Origin of the sequence: Silvibacterium dinghuense, from assembly GCF_004123295.1 — a bacterium.
GTDB lineage: Bacteria > Acidobacteriota > Terriglobia > Terriglobales > Acidobacteriaceae > Silvibacterium > Silvibacterium dinghuense.
Genome location: NZ_SDMK01000005.1, coordinates 97,356 through 113,954, shown reverse-complemented (window position 1 = coordinate 113,954; position 16,599 = coordinate 97,356). Strand labels below are relative to the sequence as shown.

The 16,599-nt window shown below is 62.1% G+C and carries 14 protein-coding genes; 4 read left to right on the top strand and 10 right to left on the bottom strand.

What is annotated here, in order from left to right; translation table 11 throughout:
* The first annotated feature begins 78 nt into the window (after positions 1-78).
* Both ESZ00_RS18265 and ESZ00_RS18260 read left to right on the top strand, forming a co-directional pair.
* A complete protein-coding gene (locus tag ESZ00_RS18265; protein ID WP_229741106.1) occupies positions 79-945 on the top strand; it encodes a GNAT family N-acetyltransferase in 867 nt (288 codons plus the stop codon).
* 20 nt (positions 946-965) lie between these two features.
* Positions 966-1,706 carry a lysophospholipid acyltransferase family protein gene (locus ESZ00_RS18260; RefSeq protein ID WP_164981618.1) on the top strand — a complete coding sequence of 247 codons (741 nt, stop codon included), beginning with the start codon at positions 966-968 and terminating at the stop codon, positions 1,704-1,706.
* A 178-nt stretch (positions 1,707-1,884) separates the two neighbouring features.
* Here ESZ00_RS18260 and ESZ00_RS18255 read toward each other — a convergent pair whose 3' ends face one another.
* A complete protein-coding gene (locus ESZ00_RS18255; protein ID WP_129209844.1) occupies positions 1,885-2,742 on the bottom strand; it encodes a glycoside hydrolase family 16 protein in 858 nt (285 codons plus the stop codon).
* Positions 2,743-2,877: 135 nt separating this feature from the next.
* On the opposite strand from ESZ00_RS18255, the gene ESZ00_RS18250 reads away from it, so the two are divergent.
* On the top strand, positions 2,878-4,050 hold the full coding sequence (locus ESZ00_RS18250; protein WP_129209843.1) for a pyridoxal phosphate-dependent aminotransferase: 1,173 nt from the start codon (positions 2,878-2,880) through the stop codon (positions 4,048-4,050).
* Between the two features lie 66 nt (positions 4,051-4,116).
* Here the strand turns inward: ESZ00_RS18250 and ESZ00_RS18245 are convergent, their stop codons facing one another.
* From ESZ00_RS18245 to ESZ00_RS18235, 3 genes are all read right to left on the bottom strand, one after another.
* On the bottom strand, positions 4,117-6,183 hold the full coding sequence (locus ESZ00_RS18245; protein WP_129209842.1) for a beta-galactosidase: 2,067 nt from the start codon (positions 6,181-6,183) through the stop codon (positions 4,117-4,119).
* A 73-nt stretch (positions 6,184-6,256) separates the two neighbouring features.
* Positions 6,257-7,390 carry a M24 family metallopeptidase gene (locus ESZ00_RS18240; RefSeq protein WP_129209841.1) on the bottom strand — a complete coding sequence of 378 codons (1,134 nt, stop codon included), beginning with the start codon at positions 7,388-7,390 and terminating at the stop codon, positions 6,257-6,259.
* Positions 7,391-7,643: 253 nt separating this feature from the next.
* A complete protein-coding gene (locus ESZ00_RS18235) occupies positions 7,644-8,621 on the bottom strand; it encodes a COX15/CtaA family protein (protein ID WP_129209840.1) in 978 nt (325 codons plus the stop codon).
* Positions 8,622-8,695: 74 nt separating this feature from the next.
* Here ESZ00_RS18235 and ESZ00_RS18230 point away from each other — a divergent pair, with 74 nt between their 5' ends.
* Positions 8,696-9,148, top strand: a complete 453-nt coding sequence (locus ESZ00_RS18230) for a hypothetical protein (protein WP_129209839.1) — start codon at positions 8,696-8,698, stop codon at positions 9,146-9,148.
* Between the two features lie 9 nt (positions 9,149-9,157).
* Here the strand turns inward: ESZ00_RS18230 and ESZ00_RS18225 are convergent, their stop codons facing one another.
* The 6 genes from ESZ00_RS18225 to ESZ00_RS18200 form a co-directional block, all read right to left on the bottom strand.
* Positions 9,158-9,805: a CPBP family intramembrane glutamic endopeptidase gene (locus ESZ00_RS18225; protein WP_164981617.1), complete on the bottom strand. Its 648-nt coding sequence runs from the start codon at positions 9,803-9,805 to the stop codon at positions 9,158-9,160.
* A gap of 55 nt (positions 9,806-9,860) precedes the next feature.
* Positions 9,861-10,697, bottom strand: a complete 837-nt coding sequence (proC, locus tag ESZ00_RS18220) for a pyrroline-5-carboxylate reductase (RefSeq protein ID WP_129209837.1) — start codon at positions 10,695-10,697, stop codon at positions 9,861-9,863.
* 235 nt (positions 10,698-10,932) lie between these two features.
* Positions 10,933-12,795 (bottom strand): DUF885 domain-containing protein, encoded by a 1,863-nt coding sequence (locus tag ESZ00_RS18215; RefSeq protein ID WP_229741105.1) that lies wholly within the window; start codon positions 12,793-12,795, stop codon positions 10,933-10,935.
* A gap of 250 nt (positions 12,796-13,045) precedes the next feature.
* Positions 13,046-14,002, bottom strand: coding sequence for a sigma-54-dependent transcriptional regulator (locus ESZ00_RS18210; RefSeq protein ID WP_164981616.1), 957 nt, complete (start codon positions 14,000-14,002; stop codon positions 13,046-13,048).
* Positions 14,003-14,181: 179 nt separating this feature from the next.
* Positions 14,182-14,946, bottom strand: a complete 765-nt coding sequence (locus tag ESZ00_RS18205; RefSeq protein ID WP_129209835.1) for an ABC transporter ATP-binding protein — start codon at positions 14,944-14,946, stop codon at positions 14,182-14,184.
* A gap of 61 nt (positions 14,947-15,007) precedes the next feature.
* On the bottom strand, positions 15,008-16,390 hold the full coding sequence (locus tag ESZ00_RS18200) for an efflux RND transporter periplasmic adaptor subunit (RefSeq protein WP_129209834.1): 1,383 nt from the start codon (positions 16,388-16,390) through the stop codon (positions 15,008-15,010).
* Between the last annotated feature and the right edge of the window lie 209 nt (positions 16,391-16,599).

The following is a 16,599-nucleotide window of genomic DNA, read 5'->3' as shown; positions in this document are numbered from 1 at the left end:
ATCGGCGTTTAACGATAATTCGTTCTCTTTTAGCAAAACTTTAAGACACGTTTTGATCGTCACACGCATGATATCAGCATGATGACCCCATATCATGCTGCTGAACTGCCGCATGAAGCCAAGGGAAGCGGTCAGGTAGAGATGGAAACCCGTGTGTTGCCTATCTCTTTTCCTCTCCCCCAGGTGCCTGCTGTCCCTGTATTCCAGACCTCCTCTGAGAAGGGGAGATATGAGATCCGGGTTGCTCAGTCACTCGCCGAACGTGAAGCGGCATGCCGTCTTCGCTTCCGGGTCTTCAATATCGAACTAGGCGAAGGTCTTTCCAGTTCTTACTCCACGGGCATGGATCAGGACGGCTTCGACTTATTCTGCGACCACCTCATTGTAACGGACCGCACGCGCGGCGAGGTCGTCGGAACTTATCGCATGCAGTCCGGCGCGATGGCTCTGCGCAATATCGGCTACTACAGCGATCAGGAGTTTGACTTATCTCCTTATGAGCCTGTGCGCAGCCAGGTGCTCGAGCTGGGGCGCGCTTCCATCGACCGTGAGCATAGAACAAGCGAAGTGCTGAACCTTCTCTGGCGCGGCATTGCACTTTATGCGCGCAATCATGGTTTGCGCTATCTCATCGGTTGCTCTTCACTGAACTCCGAAGACCCGCTTGCCGGCTGGTCTGTGTATGAACAGCTTTCTCCCTTTCTGGTACCGGACTCTTTCCGTACACTGCCGCGCGCGGACTATGAACTTCCTCCCGCAGTGCTCCAGAGTGAGATACAGGAGAAAGTACCTCGCCTCCTCAGGGCGTACATTGGCGTAGGAGCAAGGATCGGCAGCACACCGGCATGGGACAGGGAATTTCGCACGATCGACTTCTTGACGCTGCTGGACCTCGAGAATCTGAGCTCGGCGGCTCGCAATCGCTTCCTCGGCGCAGGAGCCTGATCGCAGAAAGCAGGGTACGTGTGCGGGCCGCTGTGCGGGCGGTGCGTCTCCTCCTGACGCTGCTTGAACTTCTGCTGCGGTTTGCTCTGCTCTGGATGCGGTGTGGCGGCAGAATCAGCCGGATCGAGCGTGCTCTCTGGCTGCATGCATCCTGCCGGCGGGTCACTTCGCGGCTGGGCATGCAGGTTGTAGCCGAGGGCACAGCGCCACAGCGTGGCCTTGTTGTCTCCAATCACCTGAGTTATCTGGATATTCTGTTCTTCGCCACGCTCGGACCGTGTGTTTTTGTCTCTAAATCCGAAGTGCGTAGCTGGCCGCTGTTCGGATTATTGGCCGCATGTGGCGGAACGATCTTTGTCGAGCGTGGGCAGAGTTCGGTGCTCGCCTCGGTTTCTACCCGGATGCGCGAAGCCTTTGCTGCCGGGCTTCCTGTTGTGCTCTTTCCGGAAGGCACAAGCACCGACGGCAGCCATGTACTTCCTTTCTTCCCGGCGCTCTTCGAGGCTGCGCTGAAGGCGGAAGAGCCGATCACCGCTGCAGCCATTGCCTATCATGCAGACGATGCGACCGAGGCCGAACTTTGTTATTTCGGCGATATTACCTTTGGCCCGCATTTGCTTTTTGCTCTTGGCCGTCGCGGAATTCGCGCGCGCATTACCTATCTTTCATCCGAGCCGGCCTATCCCGACCGCCGCATCGCGGCGCGGCAGACGCGGCAATGGGTCATGGAGCAAAGGATGAAAGGAATAAGAGGCAATTAGAGCTGTTGCAGAGTATCCATGCCATTTCTGGCCTTGTGCAGGGTGGCGTTTTCTTGAGGAAAACGCCACTGGAAGAAAGCAGCTTCGAGATATGGCCGCTCTGCAACTGCTTCCGACGAAAGCGTTGTTATCGGTATTTCCGGGTAAGACTGTATGTCCCCGCATTTACTAACACGTTTTAGTGCGCCGGTACGAGCGAATAGACCCGCACATAGTCCACCAGCATTTCCTGAGGAAATATGCTGGTGCGATCCGGAGCGCCGGGCCAGTCGCCGCCTACGGCAAGATTCAGCAGCAGGAAGAAGCGCCTCGAATCGAAAGGCCAGATGCCGCCGGCCTTCAGGTCGGCCGGAGTATCGATAGCGTAGGGCCTGGATGGATCGTCCACATAGAAGCGGACCTCTTTCGGCGACCACAGGATGCCGAAGGTATGGAAATCATCGGCAAACTTCGCGCCGCCCGGCAGCGGATACATGCTGGTGATGGAAGTGCCGGTGAAGCCGAGTCCATGAATCGAGCCATAATTGATGGTCGGTGTCTTACCTACGCTCTCCATAATGTCAATTTCGCCGCAGGCCGGCCATTGCACGCGGTCGATATCGTCGCCGAGCATCCAGAAGGCCGGCCAGAGCCCCTGGCCAGCAGGCATCTTGATGCGTGCCTCGATGCGGCCATAGAGAAAGCTCTTCAGCCCCTGTGTCTTGAGCCGTGCCGAGGTGTAGATGCCTCCGCCGAGCGAATGCGCGACGATGTGCAGATAACCGTCGCCGCCGACATAGGCATTCGGGCTGGCTGGATTGCAGGGAGCTGCGTCGGACTTCCATCCGCAGTAGGTCTCAAGCTCGTGGTTGCCCCAGCGGTTTGCCCCGGTGTCGAAGGTCCAGTTCTGCGGATCGGGCAGGCTTTGCGCCGGGCCGTTGAATTCGTCCGACCAGACGAGCTGCTCCTGCGCCCGGGCGGTGCCTGCGAGTGATACCAGCATGGCTCCCAGCAGCCATGCAGCCGCACCTGCGGAGATACCCCGACGCTTCTTCATCCTGTGAACTCCCGGCTCATTTTTCTTAGGGCTCATTTTTCCTTGAAGGATAGTGCAGGGGAAAGGCATGGTCCACTCCGGGCGCCTTTTCGGTGGATTCCCGTTTCGCAGAGTGCCATCATGGATGCATTCCTTATGGCTACCGCGACCACGAAACTGCACCTCAGCCAGATTGCTCCCCACGTCGTCCAGTCCGAGATTCGCTCGATGAGCGTCGAGTGTGACCGCCTCGGCGGCGTGAACCTTGCGCAGGGGATCTGCGACACCGAGGTGCCCTCACCGGTGGTCGCGCGCGCGATCGAAGCGATCCACGACGGCTACAACATCTACACGCGCCTCGACGGCGTGGCGCCGCTGCGCCAGGCTATTGCCAGGAAGCTCGCCCGCGACAACGGGATGCAGGTGGATCCCGAAGCCGAGGTGCTGGTCACCTCCGGAGCGACCGGCGGCCTTTATGCGGCGGCGCTGGCGCTGCTCGATCCTGGGGATGAGGTCATCCTTTTCGAGCCGTTCTATGGCTATCACCTGAATACGCTGCTCTCGCTGCGCATCAAGCCGGTGGCTGTGCCGCTGGCGATGCACACCTGGGAGCTCGATCTCGACCGGCTGCGTGCCTCGATCACGCCGAAGACGCGCGCCATTCTCGTGAACACGCCGTCGAACCCCTGCGGCAAGGTCTTTTCGCGTAAGGAGCTCGAGGCCATTGCCGAACTGGCCATCGAGCACGATCTCTTCGTCTTTACCGACGAGATCTACGAGTACTTCGTCTTCGACGGCACGGAGCACATCAGTCCGGCCACGCTGCCCGGCATGCGCGAGCGCACCATCACCATCTCCGGACTCTCGAAGACCTTCAGCATTACCGGCTGGCGTATCGGCTATCTGGCAGCGGACAAGCGCTGGACGGGCGCGATTGGCTATTTCCATGACCTGACATACGTGTGTGCTCCGTCGCCCTTCCAATATGGTGCGGCTGCCGGACTCATGGAGCTTCCGCGTACCTTTTACGAGAGTCTTTCGAGTGAGTATCAGCTCAAGCGCGATCAGCTCTGCGCGGCGCTGACCGATGTCGGCCTGACTCCGGCGGTGCCTGCCGGTGCCTACTATGTGCTGGCCGATGTTTCCCGCCTGCCGGGTGAGACGGCTCGCGAGAAGGCTCGTAATCTGCTGCGGGAGACGAAGGTTGCCGCCGTGGCGGGTACGGCGTTCTTCACCGAGGGCCGGGGTGAGAATCTGCTCCGCTTCTGCTTTGCCAAGCGCGAGCATGATCTCGAGCGTGCCTGCGAGCTGATCCGCTCTCTTAAGTAATCTTTGCTGTTACAAATGAAAACGCCGGAGGCATTTGCCTCCGGCGTTTTCTGTTTAGAGCTGTCGTTATTGTGCGAGAACGGCTACACCATATTTTTCGAGGCTCACGGACGAGGTGTTGCCTCCGTGGAGCAGGTCGCGCATGCCGGTAGGCAGGCTCACCTGCTGCGTATCCGTGGTGTGGTTGATGAAGATGAGCACGCGCTTGCCGTCGCCGGAGCGCTCGCAGACTTCGACGCCCTCGGGCACGCCCGGAATGAGCGGCTTGATGCCCGCGTCATCGAGGATCGAGGCCGTCAGCTTGTCGAGCAGCGGCTGCTCGAGCCATGCGCCGATGTAGGTGATGGTGCCCTTGCCCACCTGCCGCGCGACCACAGCGGGCTGGCCGTCGAGCCATCCGTTGCTCGCGCCATAGCGCATCAGCACCTTGGTCTCCGATGAGGCCACGGCGATGGTTTCAGCCCAGATCTCTGCCTCGCCTGTGCCTGCGTCGCCTTCCACCGGTACCGGCTTGTCGAGCGCGTAGAACTGCGAGACGTTCGCCCCCAGCGCATCGGCCAGCGGACCCGGCTGGCGCTGAGGATTCAGCGCATCGTAGCCGTCCTTCATGCCTGAGCGCGGACCCAGCACCAGATGGCCACCCTGCTTCACGTACGCGAGCAGGTGATCGCCCACATCCTGCGGCAGCACGTTCAATGCCGGAGCGACGACCAGCTTGTACTGATCGAGCGGCGCATGCGCGCTGATGACGTCCACAGCCTGTGCGCCATCCCGCAGCGGGCGATAGAAGGCCGTCATCTCCGCGGTGGGCGAGAACTTTGCGCTGTGGCGCTGGAAGTCGATGGCCCAGCGGCTGTCGAAGTCGTTGATAAGCGCGACCTCGGAGTGGGGTGAGGTGCCGGCGAGCGCCTTGCCCGTCTTCTCGAATTCCTCGCCGACCTGTTTGACCTCGTCATAGACCGGTACCGGCTTGCCGTCGATACCGACCAGCACGCCGTGGTATTCCTCCTGCCCATTTGGCGCGGCACGCCATTGCCAGTACTCCACCGCATCGGAGCCGTGGCCGATGGCCTGCCAGGCCAGGTCGCGGGTCTGTCCCTTGTCGAGCGCGTTGTTGGTCGGACGCCAGTTGACGAAGGCCGGTTCGGTCTCCATCACCCAGAAGTTCTTCTGCTTGTAGCCGCGCGTCAGGTCGTGGCGCAGGCCGTTGTCATAAGGGTCGAGCACATCGGTGCTGATGTAGTCGTCCCAGGCGGCGATGTCGAGCACCGAATGCTCAATGTACGAATCGAAGCCGTCGAACCAGCCCATGGTGTTGGTCGTGATGAACTGGCGCTTGTCGGCATGTGGACGGATGGCGCGGATCTGGTTCTCCGAATAGCTCTTCCACGTCTCGCTGACGAAGTGCTTCCACTCCAGGAGCAGCGCCGGGTTCTCATCCGAGTTGTGGGCCGGAATCTGGTCGAAATCGTTGTACGACTGGCTCCAGTACGCGGTCGCCCAGTGCTTGTTCAGATTGTCGATGGTGCCGTACTTTGTCTTGAGATACGCATGCCACTGCGCGATGGCGTCCGGATCGAAGGAATCGGCGGCCAGTTCGTTGTCGAGCTGCCAGCCGACGACATCCGGATTATGACCGAAGCGCGTGGCCATCTCCTCGGCGATCTTGAAGCCCAGTTCCCGGTACTTGGTGCTGGCAAAGGAGAACTGCTGGCGGTTGCCATGTTCGTCGCGGCGGCCCCAGTTGTCGACACGCAGCGTCTCAGGATACTTCTGCGTGAGCCATGCGGGAGGCGCGGCGGTCGGTGTGCCGAGGATCACGCAGATGTGGTGTTTCGCCGCCAGCGCGATGGCCTTCTCCAGCCATTCGAAGTGATACTCGCCTTCGCGTGGCTCCATGGAGCTCCAGGCAAATTCGCCGACGCGTACGAGATGGATATGCGCGGCTTCCATGCGCTCGAGATCCGGCTCCCACTGCGATGCGGGCCACTGCTCGGGATACCACGCCGCCCCCACCAGGAGCGGTGGCTGATCGGCATACTGCGTGGCCTGCGCCGAGGCAAACGGCGCGGTCACGGTGACGCAAAGAGCCGCAACGGCAGCGCGGCGGCACAGCGAAGCAAATACCCGCATTCTCTCTCGCTCCTCTGGACAGCACCGTGGCGCTGTCCAGTTCGATATGGGCAGACCGGATGGCCTGCCGGGCTTATTTCACCAGCACATTCGACGCCCGGTAGAGGGTGCCGTCAAGTTCGGTTTCAATGACGGGCAGCGTCGGCGTCGCGGTGAGCACCTCGACACCGTTTCCGGTCACGATGACCGTGTCCTCTACCTTGGCGCCGCGCAGGCTGGGGTTATACGCATAGGCCTGCGGCAGCGTGACCCGCTCCTTGCCTTCGGGCGTGATGACCCATTCGCGCGCGACGTAGCCGCAGGGGCCTCCCTGGTGATGGAGACGGATGTCATCCGGCGCTCCGGCGGCTGCATAGGCTTTGGCCGCGGTGGAGAAGAGTTCGGCCGAGGTCACTCCCTCGCGCGTGGCATGATGCAGCGCGGCGTTGATCCGGGCTACGTGCTCGTAGTTGGCCAGCAGCTCGGCCGGAGGCTGGCCGAAGTGCACGAAGCGGGTGATGGAAAGGATCAGGCCATGCCGGCGCGCACAAAGGTTGAGCATGCCGTAGCGCTCCAGCACGCCGGCGCGGGGCACAGCGTGCTTGTAGCGATAGATACGCTCGTCGACGCCCATCAGCAGCACCGTCGGCGTAATGCCGCGGGCGAGCAGTTCGAACGAGACCTGCGCGGCCATCTCGTACTCGGTCACGCCCGGCTCCAGGTCTTCGAGGACCTCGACCGTCGCCTCGGCGGTTTCCTCGCCCAGCTGGCGGAAACGGGCGATCTCCGGCTCGAGCAGCGGTGCGCGCAGGCCGGTCAGGTTCAGGAGCTCCGCGTCGGGCCGTGCGGTATCCGCACCCAGGCGGCTGCCGGCCAGCTTCTTCAGCACTTCGGCCGGCGAGCCCCACCAGGGATAGGTTGCCAGCTCGTAGCCGAGACCGCCGAGCTCTTCGGCTTCGAGGCGGGGCGCTTCATTTTCCGAGGTGACACAATACTTGCCGCCTTCGCGGGTGATCAGCAGAGAGCCGACCGCGGTCTCCGAGCCCTGGGCTACGCGGGCTTCGAACTGTCCGGCGGTGATCCAGGCCAGATTTTCGTGCCGGCTCAGGAGCACGGCATCCAGCTTCCGCTCTTCGAGGAGGGAAAACAGGCGGTCGAGTTTGGTGGCGATTTCGTGTTCCCGGTCCGGGGAGCTGGCAAGCGTGGGCTGTTGGACGGTCTGGCTCATCGGTTTCCTTTATCTGCGATGTGCGGGATAGGGCGTTCGGAGACGCAGTTCGGTACGGATCGCCGGTTTGCAGAGGCGCGCAATGCTTCGATAAATCGTTTTCTTTAAGGAACGGCGATTGCTGCCACAAGTGTGCACGCCTCATGGGAGGCTTGCCAAGTCTCGGGCTTGGAATGGAGGGAAAAGAAAGAAGAGGAGAGGCTGGAAAAGATTGCTCAGGGAAGAAAAGCTTGTCGTTGCACCCTAACAGGCTCTAACTGCACAGCCCGTCTGTGCAGCCGATGGGCCGCAGGTACAGGCGGGCGGTCAGTACGATCAGGGCGATCCACAGCAGATCGGCGCCGAGCAGGTGCAGCATTTGCAGCGCCACCGGAGCCAGCAGCGCGAGGTCGGCAAAGCCGATCCAGTATTGCAGCAGCAGCAGGCCGATCACGCCGAAGCCGAGGCCGCGATGCGCAGGCGAGCGGAAGGCGCGAAGAACCATCCAGAGGATGAAGACGCCCGCCACCAGGCTGATGACCGGGTGCAGCCAGCGCAGATGCAGGAGCGTGGGAGCGTCGGTGGCGAAGTCCTCGAGGATGGCGGCGCGCAGCGTGGGCGAGGGATACAGCGTATCGGCCAGGGCAGCCAGCGAGCCGAAGACGCCGGTGACGAGGATGGTGAAGAGCCCGGTAAAGATCAGGCCTTTGGAGCGGAGTTCCACGCTGCCGCGCATGTAACCGCGCTGCCGGGAGAGAAAGTGTGCTGTCAGCGTAAGTGCCGCGACCATGAGCAGCGTGTTGGTCAGGTGCAGCGCGAGGTAGACACCGCGTGAGGCCGACTGGTCTGTGGCCACTTTGCCGAGCAGCACCAGCAGCGCGCCGAGCAGCGCTTCATTCAGCGTGAGTACGAGGGCGGCAATCGCGGCGGCGCGGGCCAGGTGCCATTTAGCCGTGGTGCGGAAGGTCCACCAGACGAGCCCGATGATGGCGATGAGAGCAACTCCGCTCATGGAGCGGTGCGCGAATTCGATCATCGTGGCGACTGTGGGGTGATGCTGCACCACCGAGCCGTTGCATAGCGGCCAGTGATCTCCGCAGCCGGCGCCTGAACCGGTAGCGCGCACGGCCACGCCATCGATGACGACGAGGACGTTATAGGCCACCACACCCCAGGCAAAGCGCCGCAGGGCGCGCGTGGGTTGCTGGGCTGGCGCGGAGGTCGCAGGGGCTGGTACGGAAACAGCGTTCATGGCCACTCCTCCTTTATTTTATGGCATCTCTGCCATGAATGATTTTTTAGCGGGCAGGGAGGCAACTCGGAAGGATGCGCGATAATCTGTGCATCGATATGAAGAACTCACGGGTTTTCAGCTTCCTGCTGGCCGCCACGCTTCTCGGTGGGACCGGTTCGATTGTGCTCGCGCAGGATTCGAGCGCAACGCAAGACGTCAAGAATGCCGGCACGGACACCAAGGACGCGGCCAAGGACACCGGTCACGCGGTGGCAACGGGCACGAAGAAGAGTTATCACGCGACCAAGAGCGGCACGCACACAGCCTATGACAAGACCAAGGAAGGCAGCACCAAGGGCTATGACCGCACCAAGGAAGGCACCGAGAAGGTAGCCGACAAGACCAAGGAAGGCACGGAGAAGCTCTTCGGCTCGAAGAAGGAATCCTCAACCGCGGCCAAGGACAAGGCTGCGCAGGCGAAGACCAAGGCCAAGGATCGCACCAAGGAAACCGACCAGAAGGTGAATGACTCTACGCCGCAGTAGCTTTCCGCGTCAGATAAGCCTGGCATAGAAATACGATCCCAGGCCGACGCTGAAGAGGAAGCAGCCGTAGAGCGCGTGCTCGACCGAAGAGGTCAGCAGCGATCGGGTGCGAAGCTGCCGCCAGGCAAAGAGCAGTCCGCCTGGGAAGGTCAGCGCCATCGCAACCCAGTTGCGAAAGACAATGTGCATGAAGGCAAAGGAGACGGCGCTGAGGAGAATCAGTGCTGTCTCCTTTTGCCTGCCCGGAGCCAACTCCCGGTACCTGTGCATAAGGAAGGCGCGGTAGACGATCCCCTGCGGATACACGGAGAACACTGGATACAGCAGCATGACCACGGCCCACACCACGGGGTGTTCGCGCGTGAAGGTGAAGAAGAGCGTGGGTGAGTTTTTCCATACCAGGGCTGCAATCAGCGCCGCGCCGGCGGCAAAGAGCATGCAGATGGAGGGGAGCGCGGCCGGAAAGGGCTTCCGGTTCCACAGCTCGCGGCGATGGAACGCAGGATCGCGGCGCAGCGCAACGAGACAGTAGAGTGCCAGTGCCCACAGCAGCGGCATGGGCGGAATAAAAGGCGGGAGCAGCGCAAGCAGGGCAGGGATGAAGAGAAAAAGGAGCAGGCACTCCATCATCAATCCCTGACGCGTGCGCAGTTTCATGAGCTTGCCTGCTCCCCGCTCCATGTTCTTGCTTCGACAAAAGGCATAACAGGCTCTAACCCGCCGCAAGCTCCTTGGCGCGCTGCGCGGCCCGCGTCACGGCCTTGATCAGCGTGATGCGCAGACCGCCTTCCTCGAGTTCGAGGATGCCGTCGATGGTGCAGCCGGCAGGTGTGGTCACCGCGTCCTTGAGCAGCGCCGGATGGTAGCCCGTCTCGAGCACCATTTTTGCAGCGCCAAAGGTGGTCTGCGCGGCCAGCAGCGTAGCGATGTCACGGGGCAGGCCCACTTTGACGCCTGCCTCGGCCAGTGATTCCAGGATGATGTAAATGTAGGCCGGTCCGCAGGCCGAGAGGCCGGTCACTGCGTCCATGTGCTTCTCGTCGACGACGACCGTACGGCCCACAGTCTCGAAGATGCGCTCGGCCAGCGCCATCTGCGCATGGCTGACGAAGCGTCCGCGGCACAGTGCCGAGATGCCCGCGCCCAGCAGCGATGGGGTGTTCGGCATCGCGCGGATGACGGGCACATCGACGCCCGCGGCTTCCTCGATCGCGCCCGTCGTTACCGACGCGGCAAAGGAGATCAGCAACTTCTCCGGCGTAAGTGCCGGGCGAATCTTCGCGATCAGGTCGGGCATTTGCAGGGGCTTCACGCCCAGCAGGATGATGTCGGCCTGTTTCGCAACGGCGAGGTTGTCGGTCGAAACTTCGACGCCCCATTGTGCGGAGAGCACGGAGGCGCGCTCGGGGTGGGCGACGGTGGCCAGCAGCTGCTCTGGCGTAAGGATCTGCTGCTTCAGAAATGCCTGCAGCAGGATGCCGCCCATCTTACCGGCGCCGAGCACGGCGACACGCAAGGAAGAAAGATCAGGATTCACTGCGGAGTTCATGGTGCATCCAGACTAACGCACTGCTCCGCGCAGGGCGGATCGCCTTCGGCCTCCGCTCCCTTCGGTCGCGATCCGGAATCTTCGCAGGGGAATCGGAATGGGTGCCCCGTCCAAGCTCTGCTTGGGCGGGAAGGCACAAAGCCCCTTTGCGCAGCTTGGCGGTCTTTGTGTCTTGGTACTGAAGGGATGCGGAAGCAGCGGAAGCTTGAGTGGGCTACCGTGTGGGAGCCGGCTGCTATTTGGCGGTAACAGCCTGCTGCGCAGCCCACGCCTTCACCCGCTGTTCGAGCACGTCGAGCGGCAGCGCGCCGGAATCCAGCACCTCGTCATGAAAGGCCTTGAGGTCGAACTTGGGGCCGATCGTCTTCTCCGCGTCGGCGCGCAGCTCGAGCAGTTTCAGCTGACCGATCTTGTAGCCGAGCGCCTGCGCGGGCCATGCGATATAGCGGTCGACCTCGGATTGCACCGTGGCGTCGTCGAGACCGGAGTGGTCCTTGAAGTACTGCACCATCTGCTCGCGCGACCAGTGCTCGGAGTGCACGCCGGTATCGACCACCAGGCGGACGGCGCGGAAGACATCGGTCTCAAGGCGTCCGTAGTCGGAGTAGGGGTCCTGATAGAAGCCGACGTCCTTGCCGAGGCGCTCGGCATAAAGCCCCCAGCCCTCGGTATACGCCGTGTAGCCGAGATACTTGCGGAACTCGGGCAGGCCGGTCAGCTCCTGCGCGATGGAGATTTGCAGGTGATGGCCGGGCAGGCCCTCGTGGTAGGCGATCGACTCGACGTTAGCCAGCGAGCGATGCTGCACATCGTAAGTATTGACATATACCGTGCCGGGGCGGCTGCCGTCGGGTGTGCCGCGCTCATAGTAGGCCGGGGCCTGGTCTTTTTCGATGAACGCCGGAACGGCTTCGACCGCGAGCGGCGCCTTGGGCAGGCGTCCGAAAAGGTCGGGCAGCTTGGTCTTCATCTGGTCGATATCGGTGCGATAGGCGTCGAGATACTGCTCCTTGGTCGTCGGATGCAGCTTCGGATTCGCGGCAATCGAAGCGCGTAGATCGGCGATGGATTTGAAGCCGAGCTTCTGCGCAATCACCAGCATCTCCGCCTCGTCGCGCTTCACTTCGTCGAGGCCGATCTGGTGAATCTGCTGTGGCGTGAGGTCGGTGGTCGTCGATTCATGCACGCGGAAGGCGTAGTACTTATCGCCGTCGGGCAGAGACCACACGCCGGGGTCGGTGCGTCCGGCAGGGATGTACGTCGCCTTAAGAAAGCGCCCGAACTGCTGGTAGGCCGGAATGACCTGCTTCTCGATCGCGGTGAGCACCTCGCCCTTGATGCGCTCCTGATCGGCCGCCGGGATCGATGCCGGGAACTTCTGCAATGGCTGTGCGAAAGGCGTATCGGCAGGCTTCGCCGTGGCGATGGCGTTCACCTGTACCAGCACCTTTTCGAGCAGATACTTCGGCGGCACGCGGCCATCTTCGATGCCGGTGCTCATGTTCGCGCTGATCTGCTCGAAGGCGGTGGGAATCTTCTTGAGGCGCGCGATGTAATCGTCGTAGTCCTTGATCGACTGGAAGCTGAGCCGGGAAACAAGTTGCGGCAACTCGCTGTGCAGGCCGCTGAACTGGTTCACCGGCATCTCCCAGGGCTTGAATTCGGCGGCTTCCTGCTGATCGACAAGCTGGCGCACCAGCAGATCGCGGCTGAGAATCTCCTGGTCGCTCATGCCGGTGGTGTCGATGGAGCCGAGCTGCACAATATAGTCGCGTCCGCGTGCCAGCTCCTCGTTATACGCATCGACGGAATAGTCCGTGAGCTGGTCGTTGTAGCGCTTGTCGCCGATGGTCGAAGCGAATTCAGGTTCGTGCTTGAGGCGGTCCTGCCAGATCTGATCGAAGAGCGCGTTGAGCGCCTTGCGCCGGTCTTCGAGTGCGTCCGAGGCCGGCGCGATCGTCGGCGTGGCGGCTGTGGTGCCCATCTGCTTCTGTTCTGCCGCGTGCTGCGCGGCCTGCTGCTGCACGGATTTGGGGAAACTCTGCGCAGATACGGGCATGGCCAGGGCGAGGAGGGCGGCGGGAAGCAGTCGATTCATAGTCTAAAAGCAGTGTACTGCTGCGCGCAGCGCGGGACTGGCCGTCCAGGCCTTATGCCTTCGGCTGCTTCGCGCAGGGCGACCCGCCTTCAGCCCCCGCTCCCTTTGGTCGCGATCCGAGGCTTGCTTTCTCTGCATGGGCAAAGAAGCGGGGTGCCCCGTCCAAGCTCCGCTTGGGCGGGAGGGGAGAACTCCGGGTGCCCCGCGTCTCGCCGTTGAGACGTGGGATTTTTATCTGAGCCCTGAGCCCTTATGCCTCTTCGTGTGCTGCTTCTTCGGCGTCGAGCAGGCGATAGAGCGTGGAGCGGCTGATGCCCAGCATGCGCGCTGCGCGGAGCTTGTTGCCCTCTGCGCGCTCCAGCACCCGATGCACATGGCGCTGGATGGCGTGGTCGAGATTCGGGTCCTCGTCGGCACCCGCCGTGGGTCGGTGCGTGGCCTGGGGATTGGCTGCTGAGGTTGCGGACTCGGTGCCGGGTAAGGGGTCGGGACCGAGCGGGGGAATGTCGATAGGGCGAATCCACTGCCCCTGGCAGCTGAGCGCGGCGGCATGGATCACGGTTTCAAGCTCACGGATGTTGTCCGGCCAGCGATGGGCGAGCAGCCGCGCCAGGGTCTGCGGATGCAGGCCGCGAATGATGCGTCCCTGCGTGGCGCCGAAGCCCTGCGCCAGTTCGGTGGCCAGCAGCGGAATGTCCTCGCGGCGCTCGCGCAGCGGAGGGATGAGGAAGCGGATGACCGTAAGCCGGTTGGCGAGATCGATGCGCAGCGTGGCAGAAGAAACCAGGCGGCGAACCGGCACGCTGCTGGAAAAGAAGACCTGCCGCGGGGCCGAATCCGGCAGGTGGCGCGCATGCTGATGATCGAGCCATTGCAGGAACTCGATGAGCCGCATCTGTTGCGGCGAGCTGAGAGCTTCAATGTGCGTGAGCAGCAATGTGCCGTCACGGGCCTCGCGAATGATGGCCGGAAGCTGCTCGAAGAATTGCGTGGCGGGGCAGGGAAGGAAGGCGTGGCCGGCTGCCGGTCCCAGCGCATGCAGAGTGCGGGCAGCGGCGGTCTTGCCGGTGCCGCTCTCGCCCTCAAGGGTGGCAATGCGCAGGTGCGTGGCCGTGGACCGCATCTGCGAAAAAAGCCGTTGCATGACAGCGCTGCGGCCGTTGAGAAAACCCAGCGTCCACTCCGGATGGTCCGTGGAAGTCGTCACGGCCGCATCCATTGCGATTTCTTCTGCGTGCTCCAGAGACTCCAAGCGTGTGACCCTCACGGGCCATATCGGCCAGAGGGGAGAATCCCTTCAGCGTGGGGCCGTTGCCGGTCGCTGGTTCTCAGTTGCCAGTTCTCAGTTACTGGGGGACTGACAACTGAGAACTGGCAACGAACAACTCACTCCTGCGGCCGCTTCACACGGGAAGAAGGCTGATCGGAGAAGATCTTGCCGTCGCGGATGTGCACGACGCGATGCGCGTACTCGGCGATATCCGGCTCGTGGGTGACGAGCACAATCGTGTTGCCGCGCCCATGCAGCTCGTCGAAGAGAGCCATGATCTCATCGCCGGTCTTCGAGTCCAGGTTGCCGGTGGGCTCGTCGGCCAGGATGATCGATGGGCGGTTGATGAGGGCGCGCGCAATGGCTACGCGCTGCCGCTGACCGCCGGAGAGCTCGTTCGGCTTGTGGTGCATGCGCTCACCGAGGTTTACGGCCTTCAGTGCATTCTCCGCCCGCTCCAGCCGTTCCGACGCGGATGTCCCGTTATAGATCAGGGGCAGTTCCACATTCTGCAGTGCCGAGGCGCGCGCCAGCAGGTTGAAGGTCTGAAAAACAAAGCCAATCTCTTTATTACGGATGCGGGCCAGTTCGTCGTCATTCAGCTCGCTCACCAGGTGACCGTTGAGCCAGTACTGGCCTTTGCTCGGTGAGTCCAGGCAGCCGATCAGGTTCATCAGCGTCGACTTGCCGGAGCCCGACGGGCCCATGATAGCGACGTACTCGTTGTGCTTGATGCGCAGCGAGACGCCCTGCAGCGCGTGCACCTGCTGCTCGGAGCCCATGTCGTAGGTCTTCCAGATATCGTCGACCACGATGACGTCGCTCGGCTCTACGGCCGCGGCGGCCCTCGCTTCTATTTCGTTGGTCGTTCCGGTCGTCATCCTCTGGTCCTCAATCCCCATAGCTTCTTTAGACTACTCGCCCGCGCATTCTCAGCAAGGGTTATGAGCCTGACCCGCTGCTGCTGGTGGTGGTGGTCTGTGGGGTGGTGTCGCGCTTGATGAGGGCGTCGTCCTTCAGGTCGCGCAGCACGCTGAAGCTGCCGGTCACGATTTCATCGCCGGTCTGGAGGCCGCTCAGCACCTCGATGTCCGTGGTGCCGGTGATGCCGGTTGAGACAGGAACGAAGTGGACGCGGAGCTTGCCGCCATCATTGCGTACGACGAAGACGCCCTGCTGCTGCTTCTGTGCGGCGCCGTCGGCGCTGGCCGCTTGAACCGTGGCGCCTGTGCCGGTCTTGCCTGTGCTCGGAGCTCGGAGCGCGAGTGCCTGGATGGGAATTGTCAGCACGTTCTGCTTGTGCGCGGTGACGATCTTGGCCGTGGTGGAAAGGCCGGGCCGTAGCTCATCGGATGGCACGTCGAGGGTGACGACCACCTTGAAGTCCTTGGCCTCTTCCTGGCCGCTGGTCGAGGTGCTGGTTGCCTGACCGGTTGAGCGCAGCAGCGCCTGGTCGCCGACCAGCGTCACGTGCCCCTTGAAGACCTTGCCTGGCAGGGCGTCCACGGTGACATCGGCCTCCTGGCCGAGCGCCACGTTCACGATATCGGTTTCGTCGACCTTGACTTCGGCGGTGATGACCGACATATCGGCAAGGGTCATCAGCGTCGAGCCTTCTGCATTCTGGATACCTTCGACCACGGTTTCTCCCTCGCGGACGGGGAGGTTGGTCACGATGCCGTCGAAAGGTGCCGAGGCGACAGTTTTGCCGAGCAGATCGACATTGGCGCGCAGGGTGGCTTCCTGTGTGGTCAGGTGGCCGCGGGCAGAGTCGGTCTGCGCCTTGGCCTGCGCCAGGGCAGCGTCGCTCTGTGCCAGGGTTGCTATGTCGAGGTCATAGGCGGCCTTCTTGGCATCAAAGTCCTGTTTCGCCATGATGCCGTCCTTATAGAGCGCCTGGGCACGTTCGAAATCGAGCTTCTTTTGCTCAAGATCGGCCTTGGCATGCTCGATATTGGCCTGCTGCGTCTTCTCGGCGGCGATGTAGGAGGCGATATCGGTCTGAGCAGCGGCGATGGCGGCCCTCTGGCCCTCCACATTCGCTCCCTGCTGAACATTTTCAATGGAGGCCACGACCTCGCCCTTGTGAACCTTATCTCCTTCTTTTACATAGAGATGGGTGATGCGGCCAAAGGCTGTGGCACCCAGGTTCACATAGGTTTTAGGCTTGATCTGCCCGGTGCCGCTGACGGTCGAGACCAGGTCCTGGCGTACTACTTTGCCGGTATAGACCTTGGTGTAGCCGGACTGTGCCCGGACGATCGTCAACACCACAATGCCTGCCACCACGACGACCGCAAGTACGCTAAGAATGATTTTTTTCAAGCTTTTATCCCGTAATCAGACGCTTACGCGCCACCTCTCGGCAGAAATACGCAACGGACCGGGCATCGGTTCCATGGCACAGAGCCGGAATGTACGAAACCGGACGGTCTCAGATATCCACAGGGCATCGCTGTCCTTTTCCTGCCGCCCGAGTCTTATCTTCGAGCCGGTCTGGCGAGAGACAGGACTCCGCGTCAGCCATCATAGCA

Coding starts and splice junctions, on each gene's coding strand:
- proC (WP_129209837.1), bottom strand. CDS start 10,697: ATGAACTCCGCAGTGAATCCTGATCTTTCTTCCTTGCGTGTCGCCGTG.
- ESZ00_RS18255 (WP_129209844.1), bottom strand. CDS start 2,742: ATGAAGAAGCGTCGGGGTATCTCCGCAGGTGCGGCTGCATGGCTGCTG.
- ESZ00_RS18230 (WP_129209839.1), top strand. CDS start 8,696: ATGCGCGATAATCTGTGCATCGATATGAAGAACTCACGGGTTTTCAGC.
- ESZ00_RS18205 (WP_129209835.1), bottom strand. CDS start 14,946: ATGACGACCGGAACGACCAACGAAATAGAAGCGAGGGCCGCCGCGGCC.
- ESZ00_RS18215 (WP_229741105.1), bottom strand. CDS start 12,795: ATGAATCGACTGCTTCCCGCCGCCCTCCTCGCCCTGGCCATGCCCGTA.
- ESZ00_RS18265 (WP_229741106.1), top strand. CDS start 79: ATGATGACCCCATATCATGCTGCTGAACTGCCGCATGAAGCCAAGGGA.
- ESZ00_RS18235 (WP_129209840.1), bottom strand. CDS start 8,621: ATGAACGCTGTTTCCGTACCAGCCCCTGCGACCTCCGCGCCAGCCCAG.
- ESZ00_RS18225 (WP_164981617.1), bottom strand. CDS start 9,805: ATGAAACTGCGCACGCGTCAGGGATTGATGATGGAGTGCCTGCTCCTT.
- ESZ00_RS18245 (WP_129209842.1), bottom strand. CDS start 6,183: ATGCGGGTATTTGCTTCGCTGTGCCGCCGCGCTGCCGTTGCGGCTCTT.
- ESZ00_RS18250 (WP_129209843.1), top strand. CDS start 2,878: ATGGCTACCGCGACCACGAAACTGCACCTCAGCCAGATTGCTCCCCAC.
- ESZ00_RS18240 (WP_129209841.1), bottom strand. CDS start 7,390: ATGAGCCAGACCGTCCAACAGCCCACGCTTGCCAGCTCCCCGGACCGG.